At 63.7% G+C, this 15,568-nt stretch carries 15 protein-coding genes; 9 read left to right on the top strand and 6 right to left on the bottom strand.

Features of this window, described 5'->3' with window-relative positions; all coding sequences use genetic code 11:
- Positions 1-4: 4 nt before the first annotated feature.
- Genes CPI83_RS14375 through CPI83_RS14390 form a run of 4 tightly spaced genes read right to left on the bottom strand, consistent with a single transcriptional unit; the run spans position 5 to position 4,583 of the window.
- Positions 5-910 carry a TIGR01777 family oxidoreductase gene (locus CPI83_RS14375; RefSeq protein WP_019748484.1) on the bottom strand — a complete coding sequence of 302 codons (906 nt, stop codon included), beginning with the start codon at positions 908-910 and terminating at the stop codon, positions 5-7.
- Positions 910-2,268: a metallopeptidase TldD-related protein gene (locus CPI83_RS14380; protein ID WP_069146584.1), complete on the bottom strand. Its 1,359-nt coding sequence runs from the start codon at positions 2,266-2,268 to the stop codon at positions 910-912. Before CPI83_RS14380 ends, CPI83_RS14375 begins: the two co-directional genes overlap by 1 nt.
- Positions 2,265-3,785 (bottom strand): TldD/PmbA family protein, encoded by a 1,521-nt coding sequence (locus CPI83_RS14385; protein WP_029538132.1) that lies wholly within the window; start codon positions 3,783-3,785, stop codon positions 2,265-2,267. Before CPI83_RS14385 ends, CPI83_RS14380 begins: the two co-directional genes overlap by 4 nt.
- 30 nt (positions 3,786-3,815) lie before the next feature.
- A complete protein-coding gene (locus CPI83_RS14390; protein ID WP_019748481.1) occupies positions 3,816-4,583 on the bottom strand; it encodes a TSUP family transporter in 768 nt (255 codons plus the stop codon).
- Between the two features lie 38 nt (positions 4,584-4,621).
- Between CPI83_RS14390 and CPI83_RS14395 the strand changes: the two genes are divergently transcribed.
- Complete coding sequence (locus tag CPI83_RS14395) at positions 4,622-5,785, top strand: sensor histidine kinase (protein WP_020907782.1); 1,164 nt, start codon at positions 4,622-4,624, stop codon at positions 5,783-5,785.
- A 57-nt stretch (positions 5,786-5,842) separates the two neighbouring features.
- Entirely contained in the window at positions 5,843-6,502 is a 660-nt protein-coding gene (locus CPI83_RS14400) for a response regulator transcription factor (RefSeq protein ID WP_003945024.1), read from the top strand.
- Positions 6,503-6,539: 37 nt separating this feature from the next.
- On the opposite strand, the gene CPI83_RS14405 is transcribed toward CPI83_RS14400, so the two are convergent.
- The gene (locus CPI83_RS14405) at positions 6,540-7,199 is read right to left on the bottom strand and encodes a hypothetical protein (RefSeq protein WP_003944837.1); all 660 of its coding nucleotides are present in this window, start codon (positions 7,197-7,199) and stop codon (positions 6,540-6,542) included.
- A gap of 250 nt (positions 7,200-7,449) precedes the next feature.
- Here CPI83_RS14405 and CPI83_RS14410 point away from each other — a divergent pair, with 250 nt between their 5' ends.
- The 6 genes from CPI83_RS14410 (at position 7,450) to CPI83_RS14435 (ending at position 14,166) form a co-directional block, all read left to right on the top strand.
- Positions 7,450-8,010 carry an FxsA family protein gene (locus CPI83_RS14410; RefSeq protein ID WP_003944915.1) on the top strand — a complete coding sequence of 187 codons (561 nt, stop codon included), beginning with the start codon at positions 7,450-7,452 and terminating at the stop codon, positions 8,008-8,010.
- Positions 8,011-8,022: 12 nt separating this feature from the next.
- Entirely contained in the window at positions 8,023-9,657 is a 1,635-nt protein-coding gene (locus CPI83_RS14415; protein ID WP_020907780.1) for an amidohydrolase, read from the top strand.
- Positions 9,658-9,757: 100 nt separating this feature from the next.
- Complete coding sequence (gene lnt / locus CPI83_RS14420; RefSeq protein ID WP_232816933.1) at positions 9,758-11,263, top strand: apolipoprotein N-acyltransferase; 1,506 nt, start codon at positions 9,758-9,760, stop codon at positions 11,261-11,263.
- A 92-nt stretch (positions 11,264-11,355) separates the two neighbouring features.
- Positions 11,356-12,201, top strand: coding sequence for a hypothetical protein (locus CPI83_RS14425; protein ID WP_097387360.1), 846 nt, complete (start codon positions 11,356-11,358; stop codon positions 12,199-12,201).
- A 136-nt stretch (positions 12,202-12,337) separates the two neighbouring features.
- Positions 12,338-12,991, top strand: coding sequence for a hypothetical protein (locus CPI83_RS14430; protein ID WP_230091154.1), 654 nt, complete (start codon positions 12,338-12,340; stop codon positions 12,989-12,991).
- Positions 12,988-14,166, top strand: a complete 1,179-nt coding sequence (locus CPI83_RS14435) for a PrsW family intramembrane metalloprotease (protein ID WP_020969637.1) — start codon at positions 12,988-12,990, stop codon at positions 14,164-14,166. Before CPI83_RS14430 ends, CPI83_RS14435 begins: the two co-directional genes overlap by 4 nt.
- 358 nt (positions 14,167-14,524) lie before the next feature.
- Here the strand turns inward: CPI83_RS14435 and CPI83_RS14440 are convergent, their stop codons facing one another.
- Positions 14,525-14,863 (bottom strand): RNA polymerase-binding protein RbpA, encoded by a 339-nt coding sequence (locus CPI83_RS14440; RefSeq protein WP_019748472.1) that lies wholly within the window; start codon positions 14,861-14,863, stop codon positions 14,525-14,527.
- 189 nt (positions 14,864-15,052) lie between these two features.
- On the opposite strand from CPI83_RS14440, the gene CPI83_RS14445 reads away from it, so the two are divergent.
- Positions 15,053-15,409 (top strand): hypothetical protein, encoded by a 357-nt coding sequence (locus CPI83_RS14445; protein WP_080657174.1) that lies wholly within the window; start codon positions 15,053-15,055, stop codon positions 15,407-15,409.
- Positions 15,410-15,568: the final 159 nt, after the last annotated feature.

Genomic DNA, 15,568 nt, shown 5'->3' on the forward strand with positions numbered 1-15,568 from the left:
CGCGTCAGTTGCCGAGCAGATCGTCCAACGCTGAATCGAACCGCGGATAGGTGAAGGGGAAGCCGTTGTCGGTCAGCACTTTCGACACGGCATGACGACCCGTCAGGCCCAAGGCAGCGTCGCTGCGCAGCAGGAACGCGCCGAATCTGACCATGACAGCGGGCGTCGGCGGCGCAGGTGGCCGGTGAAGGTGCTTGCGCAGCCCGGCCATCAATTCTGAATTGCGGACGGGATCCGGGGCAGTCGCGATGACCACGCCCGAGGCAGCCGAATCGGGTTCGAGGGCCCAACGAACGATCGACAGCCAGTCGTCGATGTGAATCCAACTGGTCCATTGTCTACCCGAGGCAACGCGTCCGCCCAGACCGAGACGTACGAGCAACAGGAGTCGCTCGAGCGCCGGTGTGCCCTTCTCCAACACGACACTGGTTCGCAGGATCACTACTCGTGACGTGTTTGCTCCCTCGACCGCTGCCTCCCAGTCCTTTGCTACGTCGGTCATCTGAGGTGGTCCGTCAGCGAGTGGGGAAGCCTCGTCGAGTCGGGTCTCTCCGGCGTCGCCGTAGATTGCGAGCGTGCTCGCTTGGATCCACACCGGAACAGGGTGCGCCAGTAGTTTCGACGCTTCGACCAGCGCGCGGGTCGGACCGACTCGGGAGTTGGTGAGCAGTGCGATGTTTGCCGGGGTGGGTCGGCGATCGACCAACTCGCCGGCCAGATTGATCACCGCGGCGCCGTCGAGTTCTCCTGCCCAGTCGCCGACCGTGACACCGTCCCACTGAACCTGCCTGTGCCTGCCGGGTTTCGGTGACCGAGTCAGGACCACGACGTCATACCCACGGTCGGCGAGATCGTCGCTGATTCGGCGGCCGAGAGCGCCGGTGCCGCCGGCGATCACGACCTTCGTCATCACTGCGCCTGGCTGACCGAGGACATGTGGAAGTCGGGAATCCGCATGGGCGGCATGGCCGTGCGGGTGAACCAGTCTTTCCACTCGCGGGGAAGCGTGATCTCGGTGCGTCCAGCCTCGGTGACCCGCCGCAGGAGATCGAGCGGGCTCTCGTTGAAACGGAAGTTGTTGACGGCGCCGACGATCTTGCCGTCCTCGATCAAATACACCCCGTCACGGGTGAGTCCGGTCAACAGCAGCGTCGTCGGATCCACCTCACGGATGTACCAGAGGGTTGTGAGCAGTAGACCCTTCTCGGTACCTGCGATCATGTCCTCGATCGAGGTGTCGTCACCACCGGTCAGGATGAGATTGTCGCCGGGAACTGCGACAGGTCGACCGAACTCTCGTGCAGCGTGGCGTGGGTACGCCAGTGCATTGACGACGCCGTCTCGGACCCAGTCGACGGGTTCGATCTCCATACCGTTGTCGAACAGTGAGACGGATTCACTCGACGACGTCGTGATCACGAACGGCGCGGACTGCAAGCCCTCGGCGCCGGGGTCGGAGGTGAGTGTCAGTGGCAATCCGAGCTTCTCGCCGATCCGGGTACCACCGGTGGTGGAAAGTGCGGTGTGGCCCTCTTCGGCGCCGCGCCCCTCCATGGTCCACATCAGATAGATCATCAGGTCCGCGACAGCCGAAGGCGGAAGAATCGTCTCGTAGCGGCCGGCGGGCAGACTGACCGAATTTTCCGCCCAGTCGAGTCGAGTGGTCAACTGCGACAAAAGGTTCGGCACTGAAATGTCAGTGAAATCGACAGTTCCGGATCCGACCCAGGCGCTGGCGTCGCCGCGCTTGCCGTTGATCTCCACGGAGCCGGTGGCCTGAGCCGTTCTGCGTCGCACGCCTGTCGAAGTTCCGAGCCAGGTGGTGTGCAACTGGTGGTGAGCGAAGCCGAACAACTGGTCGTCACCGTCGAAGGCCGTGGACAGGTCGGCAGCCAACGGCGCAAAGACACCGATGTCGGTCAGGGCGGCCGGCAGGTCCCAGTCTGTCTCTGCCGCCGACTGCGTGATCAGGTCGGACGCGTCGTCAGCCGGAGTGGCTGTGCGCGCAGCCTGTTCGCTTGCCTGGACGAGCGCAGAAATCTGCTCCGGATCGACACTGCTGGAACTGACAGTGCCCACCTTCGCGATGTCATCCTCGCGCACGATCGAGATCACCGTCCACGTCCGGGACAGCGAGACTCCGTTGGTGGTCATCGAATTGTTGGCCCACCGTAGCGACGCCTCACTCGCATCGGTCACGATCACCAACGATTCGTCTACCGTCCTCGCGGCCAATGCACGCTCGACGACCTGCTGCGGATCGATCACTGCTGAGCCTCCGAACGAGTATTGAGGATGTTGACTCCGCGGAACAGAGCGGACGGGCAGCCGTGGCTGACCGCCGCAACCTGACCGGGTTGCGCCTTGCCGCAGTTGAATGCGCCCTGCAGGCGCCAGGTCGACTCACCGCCAACGGCCTCCATCGAGCCCCAGAAATCCGTCGTCGTCGCCTGATACGCCACGTCACGTACCTGACCGTCGAGCTTTCCGTCACGGATCTTGAAGAACCGCTGACCGGTGAACTGAAAGTTGTAGCGCTGCATGTCGATCGACCAGGACTTGTCACCGACGACGTAGATGCCGTTCTCGACTCGCGAGATCAGGTCTGCGGTCGAGGTGTCCGTAGAAGGGTCGGGGGAGAGCGAGACGTTGGCCATTCGCTGGATGGGAACGTGATGTGCGGAGTCGGCGTACGAGCAGCCGTTGGAACGAGTCAGCCCCAGCCTCGGCGCGAACACGCGGTCTAGTTGATACCCGACCAGTGTTCCGTCTGCCACCAGATCCCACCGTTGAGAGGCGACGCCGTCGTCGTCGAATCCGACGCTGGCCAGGCCGTGCTCTTCGTTACGATCGGCGGTCACGTGCATGAGTGGCGTTCCGTATTTCAGCGTTCCCAGCTTGTCCGGCGTCGCGAACGACGTACCGGCGTAGGCCGCTTCGTAGCCGATCGCGCGGTCGTATTCGGTGGCGTGTCCGATGGATTCGTGGATCGTGAGCCACAGATTGGTCGGATCGATCACGAGGTCGGTCGGACCCGCTTCGACGGTCGGTGCCTTCGTCTTCTCGGCCAGCCACTCCGGGATCTGCGCGAGCTCATCGCCCCAGTTCCACGTGCTCTGCGCCCCGAGGTACTCCCATCCGCGACCTACCGGCGGCGCCAAGGTGCGCATCGATTCGAAGCTGCCGGCCGACTTGTCGACGGCGGTCGCCTCGAATTCGGGGTGCAGACGCACCCGTTGCTGGGTGATCGACGAACCGGCCAGATCCGCGTAGAAAGTCTGCTCCTTGACCTGGAGGACACTCGCCGTGACGTGATCCACACCGTCAGCGGCTTGAAGCCGTCCGGAGTAGTCGACCAGCAGCGCTACCTTGTCGGCCGTCGGTGTCGCGAAGGGATCTTCGAGGTACGGGGACACCCACGTCGCGTCGGCGTAGACGGGTTCGTCGGCGAGGGTGACCGGATCCCGATTGAGCGAGCGTAATGCCTTCGCAACCTCGACCGCTTGGCGTGCCAGCGCAGCCGCGACGTCAGGGGATACCTCGGCGTGCGAGGCGAATCCCCACGTGCCGTCGACGATCACGCGGACGGCGACCCCGATCTCGTCTCCGTCGGACACCGCCTGAACTACGCCGTCGCGCAAGCGGATCGACTGTGTGAGCACGCGGTGGACACGAACATCGGCGTGCTGGGCGCCGGCTGTTCTCGCTGCCGACAGCGCTGCATCAGCGACGGCTCGCAGCGGGAGGGCGAGGAAATCTGCATCGACATCTCGGGTGACGGTCACGCACACGACGCTAGCCGACGACCGCCGATCTCAACCGAACTGCTGCCATCCGAGGCGAATCACCATGGCGATCACGACCACCAACAGCGTGATCCGGACGAATCCGGATCCCTTGCTCAGCGCCATCCGCGAACCGATGACCGCGCCGAGAACGTTGCACACCGCCATCGCCAAACCCAAACTCCACCAGACATGCCCGGTGACGGCGAAGTAGGCGAGCGCGCCGAAATTGGAACCGAGATTGATCACCTTCGCCATGGCCGCGCTCCGAACGAATTCGGTTCCGAGGAAGGTGGCGAAGCTGATGATGAGGAATGTGCCGGTGCCGGGTCCGAGCAGACCGTCGTAAAGCCCGATGAGTCCGGCGGAGAGCAGCAGGACGAGGACGGTCTTGCGCTGCGTCGGACGATGAGTGGCGATCGTGGTGCCCAGCGTCGGCCGCATTGTCACGAAGACGGCGACAGCGACGAGTACGACCATCACGATCGGAATGAAGTACTTCTTGTCGATCAGTGAAACGGCCGCCGCCCCGCACGCGGACGTCACCGCAGCCAAGGCGGCTGCCGGCGCCATCTGCCGCCATTCCATCGGGATTCGACGCGAGAACGTGTACACCGCAGCACTCGTCCCGGTGAATGCCGTCAGTTTGTTGGTGGCCAGTGCGGCCTGCGGGGTCAATTGCGGGGCGACCAGAAAGAGCGCGGGCAACAGAATCAATCCGCCGCCGCCGACGACGGCGTCCACCCAACCCGCCGCCGTTGCTGCCGTCATCAGCAGTCCCCAATCAGCAATATCCACGGCGGTGACTCTTTCACAGCTGTGACACTCTTGAGCACATGCGGAGGTTCAGCCTGTGGCTGCGAGGAAAGCCGATGATCGCGGACAGCGCGCTGGCGCTCGTGTTCTTCGCGCTCGAGGTAGTCACGTTCGTCAGTTCGCCGCGTGAGGAGCGGTGGCCTCAGCTCGTCGTCGGATTTCTGATCTGCCTTCCCGTCGTGTGGCGTCGCAAATATCCGCGTGTGTCCGCTGCGTCCATATTGTCGATGTCGTACTTCGCGACCCTGATGATGTGGGCGACCGGGGATCCGGCTGCGGAACATCCAGGCCTGCTGGCGCTCGGAGTTTCGCTCTACACACTCGTTGCGTACGTCGATCGGCGTACCGGGGCGATATTCGCGTGCTTCCTTGCCCTGGACATGACTTTCTCGTTGCTCGTCATCCGCCAAGACGTGATCCTGACGATCATCATCGCGACGCTGCTCTATGCGCTGGCCTGGATCACCGCCGAGTTCTTGAGCGCGCGACGTGCCTACGACGAGGAAGTGGCCGCCAGACTCGAAGTGGCCGAATACGAACGAGACCGCCGCGCCGAGGATGCGGTGGCGACGGAAAGAACCCGGATCGCCCGCGAACTCCACGACGTCGTTGCCCACGCGGTCAGCGTGATGATCGTTCAAGCGGACGGCGCCTCGTACGCCGTCGATTCCAATCCGGCGTTGGCGAAGAAGGCGCTCGGCAACATCTCCAGCACCGGACGTGACGCGCTTGCCGAGCTTCGCCGGACCGTCTCGCTTCTGCGCACCGAGGTCAGTAGCGATTTGATGCCGCAACACGGAACGGCCGGCCTCGCCAAGGTCGTCGAGATGATGCGGGCTGCCGGTCTCGGCGTGCGCCTCGAGCTGACCGGCGAGCTCGACGACGTCAGTCCATCGGTCAGCCTGGGCATTCATCGCCTCGTTCAGGAATCACTGACCAATGTCCTCCGCCACGCCGGCGCGAACCCGAAGGCCCGAGTCACCGTGCGCCGCACCGAGACCGCGGTACTGCTCGAGGTCGTCGACAACGGAACGTCGAGCTCGACCTTCGCTCACGGTTCGGGCAACGGACTGGTCGGCATGCGTGAGCGGGTGGCGGTACTGCACGGGACACTCGAGACGGGACGACGCCCCGACGGCAGTTGGCGTGTGTACGCAGAGTTGCCGCTCGAGATCCACGATTGATACCGGCTCGCCGCAATCGCATTGGCACCGACGTCTCAGGCCCGATAGGTTTACGCCGTGCCCATCACCGTGCTGCTAGTCGACGACCAGGAACTCATGCGGATGGGCCTGAACATGGTGCTCGAAGCACATGAGGACATCTCGGTCATCGGTGAGGCCGGTGACGGAGCCGCGGCGGTCGCAGCGGCGGTAGCGCTGAAGCCTGACGTCGTGTTGATGGATGTGCGGATGCCGATTGTCGACGGTGTGAAAGCGACGGAGCAGATTCTTGCCTCCGGGATCGAATCCAGGGTCCTGGTCATGACGACGTTCGACCTGGACGAACACGCGCTCGGCGCCCTGCGTGCCGGAGCGAGTGGGTTTCTACTCAAAGACACCCCGCCCGAGGACCTCGTGTCGGCTATCCGCAGCGTGGCGGCCGGTGATGCGGTTGTTTCCCCGAAGGTGACACGTCGTCTGCTGTCGAGGTTCATCGTGGACGGTCCGGCGCCGCGACGCGATCCGGTGGTTCTCGACGTCCTGACCGAACGCGAACGCGAAGTCCTCGGGCACGTGGCCACGGGACTGTCGAACATCGAGATCGCACAGCAGCTGTACCTGTCCGAATCGACGATCAAGTCGCACGTCGGACGCATTCTGACCAAACTCGATCTGCGTGATCGTGTGCAGGCGGTGGTGCTGGCCTACGAGACCGGACTGGTGACTCCGGGCGCGTAGGCCAGCCGCCTGTCAGGCAGCGAGCGTTTCGCTCTGCTCAGGCATCAAAAGCGCCCACTGTCGGCAGCACGATGCAGGTCTTCCCGTCTGCGTAATCGACATTGCCGAACAGAGCGGCAAACACCTTGCCGTCGCCGGTGTCGACGACCTTCGAGAGCAACGGCGTATCGAGTACGGGCAACTTCTCGTCCAACGGGACGATGCCACCCTTGAAGGTGCCGACGTTGATCCAGGCAACACTCAACCCTGAGGTCTTGGGTATGCCGACGTAACCCGGGATTGCCTGGAACCGGAGATGGTCGGCCTCGACCCACGGCGGCAACGGGAAGTTCGGACCGGCCTGTGCGGAGCTGAGGGTGACGGTGACAGGTTCACCGGCCACGCCACACCCGACCGTCGGTGCGGGGTACATGAACGACTGCGGCTTGGTGACGCCGATGTCCGGGAGATCGAGGGCGGTCGTGATCTGATCAGCGCCTGCCGTGCCGATCAACTGCTGAACAGCAGCAGAGGCTTCGGGGGAGATGGCTGCGGCCTGCGCGATCAGCGCGGCAATTCCTTCGGGTACTACCGGTTCTGCGGCCGCGGTTCCCGCGCTGATCATCGCGCTGCCGGCCGTGAGTGCCACGACGGCGGCAGTGCCGGCGATGGCAGCGGGAATGCGTCGGGCGAGTGTCTTGCCGGGGAGTCGGCTCATGTCGGGCTCCTTCATTTCATGAGGCCGGGAAATGCGGCCCGAAGTGACTTGACCATGCGCATAGTCTCAACGTCAACTTGAGGTTTAGAATCGTTAGCGGAGCGTTAGTTAACGCCAGGCAAGTCGCACGTGCGCGAGAGAAAGCCCGTGTGACTCACGGCACTCGCCTGTTTTGCACCTCTACGTCGTTGTCGGGAGAAAATCCGGCCCCTCGAGCGTTGAACGGATAGACCGTCTGAAAGGGGACGTCATGATCGCCGCCGTATTCCTCCTCTACGTGATCGTCGAGATCGCCGCATTGGTCATCGTGGGCAACGCCATCGGTGTCGCCTGGACAGTGCTGCTGTTTCTCGCCGGTTCGCTTGTCGGATTGATCCTCATGCGTTCGCAGTGGCGACGAGTCATGGACGGATTCCGCAAGGCAACGCGAGGTGAGGGATCGCCGTCTCTGGCGGTCGCCGACGGCGCCTTGGTCGCGGCGGGCTCCGCGTTGATGTTCGTACCCGGACTCGTGACTTCGGTTCTGGGCCTTCTGCTTCTGATTCCGCCGACCCGGTGGGCGCTCCGCCCGCTTGCGGTGCTCCTGGCAGGCAAGCGCGCAGCAGCATTTGCCGCCGGTGGTGACGCCTTCGCCGGAACCGTCGGCTACGCGGCGCGCATGCGCGGAAACGGCGAGGTGATCGACGGCGAGATCATCGTCGAGACACCCGAAACCACCGAGTACGTAGCAAGCAACGGCAAGGAACTCGTCCTCGAGGGTGAGATTCTGGACACGGATACACCCACCCGTTCGCGGGGGCCGCAGTACTAACAGGCAGACTGGGTGCTCGTGACTACTCGTCTGCTGGTCAACGGCCGGATCTACAGTTCATTTGCACCTGACGCGACCTCGATCGCCATTACCGACGGCACCGTCGTGTGGGTCGGCGACGAGCGCGCCGGACGGGCGTTGCACCCCGCCGCGGAGATCGAAGACCTGGGCGGTGCGTTTGTCACTCCCGGGTTCGTCGACACCCACGTCCACATCACTGCATTGGGACTCAATCTCGTCGGTCTCGATCTCGTGGGCGCGCCCTCACTGGACGAATGCCTCTCGCGAGTACGAACATTCGCAGCGGCAAACCCCGAAACTGCCCATCCCGACGCAGTCATCTGGGGACACGGTTGGGACGACACCGAGTGGGCAGATCAGACGCCGCCCTCGACCGCGGATCTCGACGCGGCTGCCCCTGGCCGCAAGGTGTATCTCTCGCGGATCGACGTTCACTCGGCCGCGTGCTCGAGCGCATTGCGCGACGGGATCTCCGGCCTCGCCGACACTGCCGGATACTCGGCCGACGGCCCGCTGACCTTCGACGCACACCACCTGGCGCGCAATGCGGCTCGGAACCTGCTGACCGAATCTCAGCGCGCGTCTGCTCGTACCGCGGCGCTCGATCTGTGCGCCTCCCGCGGGATCGTCGCAGTGCACGAGTGCGGCGGACCGGACATCTCGGGACTGACCGATTTCCAGGAACTGCTGGCCCACGACCACGGAGTGGAGGTTCGGGGTTACTGGGGTGAGCGCGTCGACACCGAAGAGGATGCTCGCGCACTCCTCGACAAAACCGGAGCAGACGGACTCGGCGGAGATCTCTTCATCGACGGTTCGCTCGGTTCGCATACCGCGTGGCTGCTCGAACCCTATGCAGACCAACCTGATTCGACGGGCAACGCCTATCTCGACGTCGACGCGATCGCCGCACACATCCGGGCCTGCACCCTCGCGGGTGTCCAGGCCGGCTTCCATGCCATCGGCGACGGTGCCGTCTCGTCGGCAGCGGCCGCGTTCCGCAAGGTCGCCGACGAACTGGGTGGCCCCAAGGTCGCCGCGTTGGGTCACCGCCTCGAGCACGCGGAAATGATGTCGATGGCCGACGCGGAAACCTTCGCGGCCTTGGGTGTCATCGCGAGCGTCCAACCGGTGTTCGACGCACTGTGGGGCGGTACCGACGGTCTGTACGCCACGCGCCTGGGAGTCGACCGCGCAGCAGCGTTGAATCCGTTTGCACCTGCTGCCGGTAAGGGTGTCTCGCTCGCATTCAGCTCCGATGCCCCGGTCACCCCCATCGAGCCGTGGGCGATGCTGCGCGCCGCTGTCCAGCACCGCACCGACGGAAGTGGAATCTCACCGCGTGCGGCCTTCTCCGCCGCAACGCGCGGCGCCTGGCGCGCGGGCGGAGTGCGGGACGGCGCCGCGGGAACGCTCAATCCGGGTGCACCCGCCTCCTACGTGTTGTGGGCGGCAGGCGAACTCGAAGTCAGTGCACCGGCCGATTCGGTTCAGCGATGGTCTACCGATCCGCGCTCGCGAGTACCCGCTCTGCCCAGGCTGGCGGAAGATGCGCCGATTCCGGTCTGCATCAAGTCGGTGCATCGCGGACGCGTCGTCTACCAGCGCGGCTCGACGAGTGAGTGAGGCCGGCGCAGAGGCGCCCAGCAGTGATCGCTCCCGCGTGAGCGCTGTGCTCACCGGTTCGGCATGGCTACGTTCGCTGTACGCAGCCGCAGGCGGATTCATGATCTTCGCCGGGTTCCCACCTCGTCCGCTGTGGTTTCTGGCGCCAGTCGGGATCGCTCTTCTGACGTGCGTGTTGACGAACTTCGGTCGAGGCGGATTGCGTCTTCGTGCCGGCTTCGGTTACGGGTACCTGGCCGGTCTCGGATTCCTGGTGCCGTTGCTTCCGTGGATCGGTGTGTTCGTGGGCGCGGTCCCGTGGATCGCGTTGGCCGCGGTGGAGTCGTTGTTCATCGGACTGTTCGGTTTGCTGGCGGTACTGGTGGCGAGGTTGCCTTGGGCGCCTTTGTGGATTGCCGCGACCTGGACGCTTACCGAGTGGCTTCGCTCCAGCGTCCCTTTCGGCGGATTTCCTTGGGGCAGGCTCGCATTCGGTCAATCCGAAGGGTGGCTCCTCCCACTCGCGAGTATCGGCGGTGCGCCGCTGCTCAGCTTCGCGGTGGCCCTGACCGGTACCGGCTTGGCAGCAGTCGTCGTCGCTGTCGCGGCAAAACGATGGGACCGAGGATTCTTCGGAGCCGTTGCCGCCGCCATCGTGCCCGTGATCGTTGCTCTCGTGGTGTCGCCGTTTCTTGCCACCATGGATTCCGGCGACCGAACGATCACCGTCGCCGCGATCCAGGGCAGCGTTCCGCGGTTGGGCTTGGACTTCAACTCGCAACGCAAGCAGGTCCTCGACAACCACGTCACCGAAACCGTGAAACTGGCAGCCGAGGTGGACGCGGGCCGCGTCGATCAGCCTGACGTCGTGATCTGGCCGGAGAATGCCTCGGACATTGACCCACTGCGAAACGCCGATGCCGCGGCCGACATCACCCGAGCCTCCGAAGCGATCGGAGCCCCGATTCTTGTCGGCACCGTACTCGTGAATGCCGATCGTACGACCACCAATTCAGTGATCGTGTGGGACGGCGCCAATGGTCCTCAGGAACAGCACGACAAGAAGATCATCCAGCCGTTCGGTGAATACCTGCCATACCGAAGCTTCTTCCGGAACTTCTCCTCGTACGCCGATCGTGCGGGCAATTTCGTGCCCGGCGAGGGCAACGGCGTTGTCCACGCAGCGGGTGTACCGATCGGCGTCGCGACTTGTTACGAGGTTGCGTTCGACCGGGCGTTCCAGGAATCGGTGCGCAATGGTGCGCAGCTGCTGGCAGTACCGACCAACAACGCCACCTTCGGGGACACCGAGATGACGTATCAGCAGCTGGCAATGTCCCGTGTGCGGGCAGTCGAGCACGGCCGTGCCGTCGTTGTGGCCGCAACCAGTGGTGTCAGCGCCATCATCGCTCCCGACGGGGCAGTGACGTCGCAGACCGACCTGTTCGTGCCGGCGGCACTTGTGGCCAAGGTGCCGCTCTCGACCAGCTCCACCCTCGCTAGCCGAGTAGGTCCGGCGCCGGAGATCGTGCTCAGCATCATCGCGGTCGGTGCGATTGCCATGGCGCTGGTAGCCCGGCGCCGAGATCGGGCCGAGCAATCACCTGAGGAGACTGCGGCAATCTGACCCGAGCAACGGATATCGGGCTGCCGATGTTCCGAGGGGCGCCTACGCGGGTACTCGCTGTGCCACCCGTTCCTGCGTAAAGGCGGCCTCCTGTGACCGAGCCAGACAAGACCGAGCCAGACAAGACCCAGCCTGAGAAGACCGGGCCCCAGACTGCAGTTCGCAAGACCAGTGTCGTCGACGCGGTGCTGCAGTCACCGCTCGCGGGGCTGTCACCGTGGATCCTGCTGTCCTTGCTCTCCGGGCCGGGAAGGTTCGAGGAATCCGCGGCCGCCGCGCTCGGGTTGTCACTGCTGATCTTGGCGGCCAGTCACCGGCGCGGCGGCACGGTGAAGCTGTTGGAGGTCTTCGACGTCGTGTTCTTCGGCGTTCTGGCGGCCATCGGCCTCCTCGCGTCGGCGAACACGATTCGGTGGTTCGAACTCTGGGGAGGCGAACTGACCAACATCGCGCTGGTGGTCTTTGCCTTCGGATCGATCCTGCTCCGCAATCCTTTCACTTTGCAGTACGCGAAAGAGTCGACGCCTGAAGAGTATTGGACGACGCCACTGTTTCTGCGCATCAACTACGTCATCACCGCAGTGTGGGCGCTCGCCTTCACATGGTCGGCCGCAGTGGGCCTGTTCGGAGACGCACTGCTGCACGACGGAGACAACTTCTGGACCGGATGGATTCTGCAGTTGCTCGGAACCTTCTTCGCCATCTCCTTCACCGAGTGGTACCCCGAGTATGCGCCGAACAAGGCCGCTCAGGCTCAGGGCCTCGAAACCGAACCACCGCAGTCGATTTTCAGGCTGTTCGACTTTTTGCCGGTGTTCGTAGCCGTGACCGGCATCGCGGGGTTGGTGACCGACTCCGTTTCCGTGACCGAAGGCGTCACGTTGATTCTGGTCGGCGTGTTCGGACATCTGGCGATGCGACGGTTCACCGTCGACTAGGAGCTCTCGGTGATCTCGCGCCGACGGGAACTTGGTGCACGATCGTCTCGATGACCGGCAGGTGCCGGCTGATGCACGAAATTTGTCCGTTTCTGCGATAGTCAGTGCACCTGCCGTGCAATGGAAACGAGGGAAATTGAGCGTTATTTCGAGTACTGCACACAAGCACGAGCCCATACACGGACGACGTCCACCAGCGGATCACCGCTTCCTCGGACTCGACACACGCGTCTTCCCACACGCCCTCGCGATCTTGGGGGTGTGGATGCTCTGGACCGTGATCGTGCCCGCCATCGATTCCGCTGTCTCCTCCGAAGATCCAACCGGCGCCGGAGACCGAATGGCCGTGACCGAAACGGTCTCCTTCGCCGCACCTGCGGGCTGGAATGTCGAGAGTGGTTTCCGAACCGACCAACATGGCGCGTCCGATTCGCTCCCACGTGTGACGTTGACCGGCGGCACCGTCACCGTGAGCGTCGACGCCGACACATTCAGTGGAACTGCCGACGAGCTCCTCTCCCAAACAGATGCCGTGAGTCTTGCGACGAACGGCAGTTCCGTGCTTGCGGTCTCCGGTACACGCCAGCCGATCAGCACCGACGGGGGTCTGAGCGGCGTCCAGGTCAGCTTTGACACTCCGCGGTCCGCCGGATCGGTGACCACATTCGTCACCGACGGCGAGGGAATTCGGGTACAGGTAGTCGGCCCACCCGATCAGATCGCCGCCCGCGGTCGAGAAATCACCGACATGATCGCCTCCATCGGCACACATGAGGGAGACACCAAGTGAGCAGCGATCTCCTCGAAACCCGCTCCCGCGCATTCGATACGACGGCCTGGGGCGAGAAATTTCACTTCTTCCAACCACGCAACGTCGTGTTCTGGATATACCTGTGGATGTGCGGATTCGGCCTCGTCAAAGGCTGGCAGATGTTCGCCCCCTTCGCCGGATACTTCGGGCGCGCACTCCTCGTTGCCGGCATCGTCGGCATCATCAGTGCCGCGGTCTGGACATGGTGGTTCCGGCACATCGACCGCTACGAACGCCAACCCGTAGGACTAGTGGTCACCGGCTTCATCTGGGGCGCCACCGCAGCAACGTTCACTATCGCAGTACCCGCGAACGGAGCAGTCGGCTCGCTCTACACGAAGATTTTCGGGCAGGTATGGGCTCAGGACTGGCATGCGGGCCTCTCTGCACCGTTCGTGGAGGAAACCGCCAAAGGCATCGGCATCGTCGTCCTCCTCGCGCTTGCACCGCGACTGGTGCGCACCGCAACCGACGGCCTGCTCCTCGGCGCTTTCATCGGCTTGGGATTTCAGACCAGCGAAGACTTTCTGTACTCGATTGCCGGCGCGACGCAGGGCTTCGGCGCCCACCAAACCGACGGCCTGATCGGTTCCATCGCCACCCGCACCTACTCCGACATCGTCTCTCATCCCCTCTTTACAGCCCTTTTCTGCGCCGGCGTGATCTATCTGATCGGCACCCCGGCCCAGCCCCGGCGGATCGGACGCGGATTGGCGTTGATCGTGGCACCCATCCTGATCCACGGCGTGTGGGATTCGATGCTCGCGATCGCCGGCGGCAGCAGTTCGCTCGTGTTCGTCATCATGATCGGCGACATCGTCTTCGCTTTCACTGCCTTGTGGATCGCGTTCGTCTGGGCGCACCCACGTGAGTCCCACTTCGTCCGTGACATTCTCGCCCCGGAAATCGAGTCCGGCGTCCTGACCGACGCCGAGGTGACAGCCGCCGGCGGATGGCGACAACAACGCACTTACGCGAAAGCCGCACCCACTCGCACCGAACGTCGCCAACGACGACATATCGTTCGTGCCGCGCTGGATCTGTGCAGCGACCTTGCTGTCAGCAAGGGCGACGACAGCTCCCAGGTCGTCGAATCACGCAACGAAATCACCCGCCTCCGCCAAGGAACCGCGGCACAGAGCATCGCTCGGTGACCGCGAAGTAGCGGAAGTACCGTTCAGCACCGTAAGTCATTTACCCACACCCCAGTCGGCGTGAGTGGGGTACCGAAGTTTGGTGTGTCGCGGGGTGGGGGATACAGCTCACACTGGTGCACGAAGCAGTGCCGATGGTTCTCCAGCGCGAATCGCGAATCCGCGCACTGTCGGCTCGCGAGTGCGCCTGGATGCTGAATGACGTTGTCCTGAAGTGCCTTTGAGGACCGCGAAGCATCCTGAAGTTGCCACGTCGAAGAAGGGCCGAAGTATGACGTCGACTTGTGAACGATCACTCCCCGTAGAACGAGAAAGACCGCCCGGTGTAGAACCGGACGGTCTTGATCGAAGTGCTAGTTCATGCGCCGCGACGCTTGGCCTTCAGCAAATCGAGACGCTCTTTGAGCAGCTCTTCGAGTTCCTCGACCGAGCGACGCTCGAGCAGCATGTCCCAGTGGGTGCGGGGAGGCTTGACCTTCTTGGCTTCGGGGGCAGTTCCCTCCATGAGGGCGCCTTCGAGGCCGTTGCGGCACAACCAGGTGCCGGGGATCTCGGCTTCGTCCGCGAACGGGATGTCGAAGATCTCGCCGTTCTCGCACTTGTACTTGGCCATACGACGGGGCGCGAGGTCATGGTCACGGTCGGTCTCGTAGCTCACAGCTCCGAGACGGCTACCTCGAAGTACGCGATCTGCCATGGTGGTGTCCTCTCTTCGTTCGTCACCGCTGGTGGGCGCCCTGACTTGGGGAGTAGACGCTCACACTCATCTACAACGCCACGAGCACCCGATTGGTTCCCGTGTGGCGAGAAGACGCAACCTCTCCATCTTACCGGGTACCGCGCGCGTTCATCGAAGGCGTCCGAATCTCGAGTACAGTGTCGACTCATGGCTGAGAGCACACGCGTCGGATCACCGCAGACTGCGCGTTCCGGAAACCCGTGTGTGTGGTGCGGCCGCGAGGTCGCGGTGACGGGAGTGGGTCGTCGTCGCCGGTACTGCAGCCAGTCTTGTCGCCAGCGCGCGTACGAGCAGCGCAATGCCGTCAAGGGCACGTCCATCCCGGCTGACGCCGTCATCTTGACCGCCGTCGAGGCCGTCGAACTGGTGGATCGGATGTTCGAGGTCCGCTGCGCCGCCGAAGATGTGGCGACTGCTGTTGCCGAGGGAGCCGAAAGTTCGGAACTCGCACAGTTGTGTGAACGGTTGACCGAACTTGCCCGTGAAGCCGAACGTTTCCGGTGAAGCAGGTGTGGGCAACCGGTTTCTAGCCTTGCGTTGAGCACCGCAGCACTGCGGTGCGCCTGACGCCTGACGACGACAAATTCTGATCCTGAGTTCGGACCTTCGGGGAGGTTCGGACTTCGAAGCGACCCTTCGTCGAGGTCGATGACCTTCGGCTGC

This window comes from Rhodococcus sp. H-CA8f (assembly GCF_002501585.1).
Classification (GTDB): domain Bacteria; phylum Actinomycetota; class Actinomycetes; order Mycobacteriales; family Mycobacteriaceae; genus Rhodococcus_F; species Rhodococcus_F erythropolis.

What these genes read in the sequence shown, in the direction of transcription:
- CPI83_RS14410 (WP_003944915.1), top strand. Translation starts at nt 7,450, where the DNA reads ATGATCGCCGCCGTATTCCTCCTCTACGTGATCGTCGAGATCGCCGCA.
- CPI83_RS14405 (WP_003944837.1), bottom strand. Translation starts at nt 7,199, where the DNA reads ATGAGCCGACTCCCCGGCAAGACACTCGCCCGACGCATTCCCGCTGCC.
- lnt (WP_232816933.1), top strand. Translation starts at nt 9,758, where the DNA reads ATGATCTTCGCCGGGTTCCCACCTCGTCCGCTGTGGTTTCTGGCGCCA.
- CPI83_RS14440 (WP_019748472.1), bottom strand. Translation starts at nt 14,863, where the DNA reads ATGGCAGATCGCGTACTTCGAGGTAGCCGTCTCGGAGCTGTGAGCTAC.
- CPI83_RS14395 (WP_020907782.1), top strand. Translation starts at nt 4,622, where the DNA reads ATGCGGAGGTTCAGCCTGTGGCTGCGAGGAAAGCCGATGATCGCGGAC.
- CPI83_RS14375 (WP_019748484.1), bottom strand. Translation starts at nt 910, where the DNA reads ATGACGAAGGTCGTGATCGCCGGCGGCACCGGCGCTCTCGGCCGCCGA.
- CPI83_RS14445 (WP_080657174.1), top strand. Translation starts at nt 15,053, where the DNA reads ATGGCTGAGAGCACACGCGTCGGATCACCGCAGACTGCGCGTTCCGGA.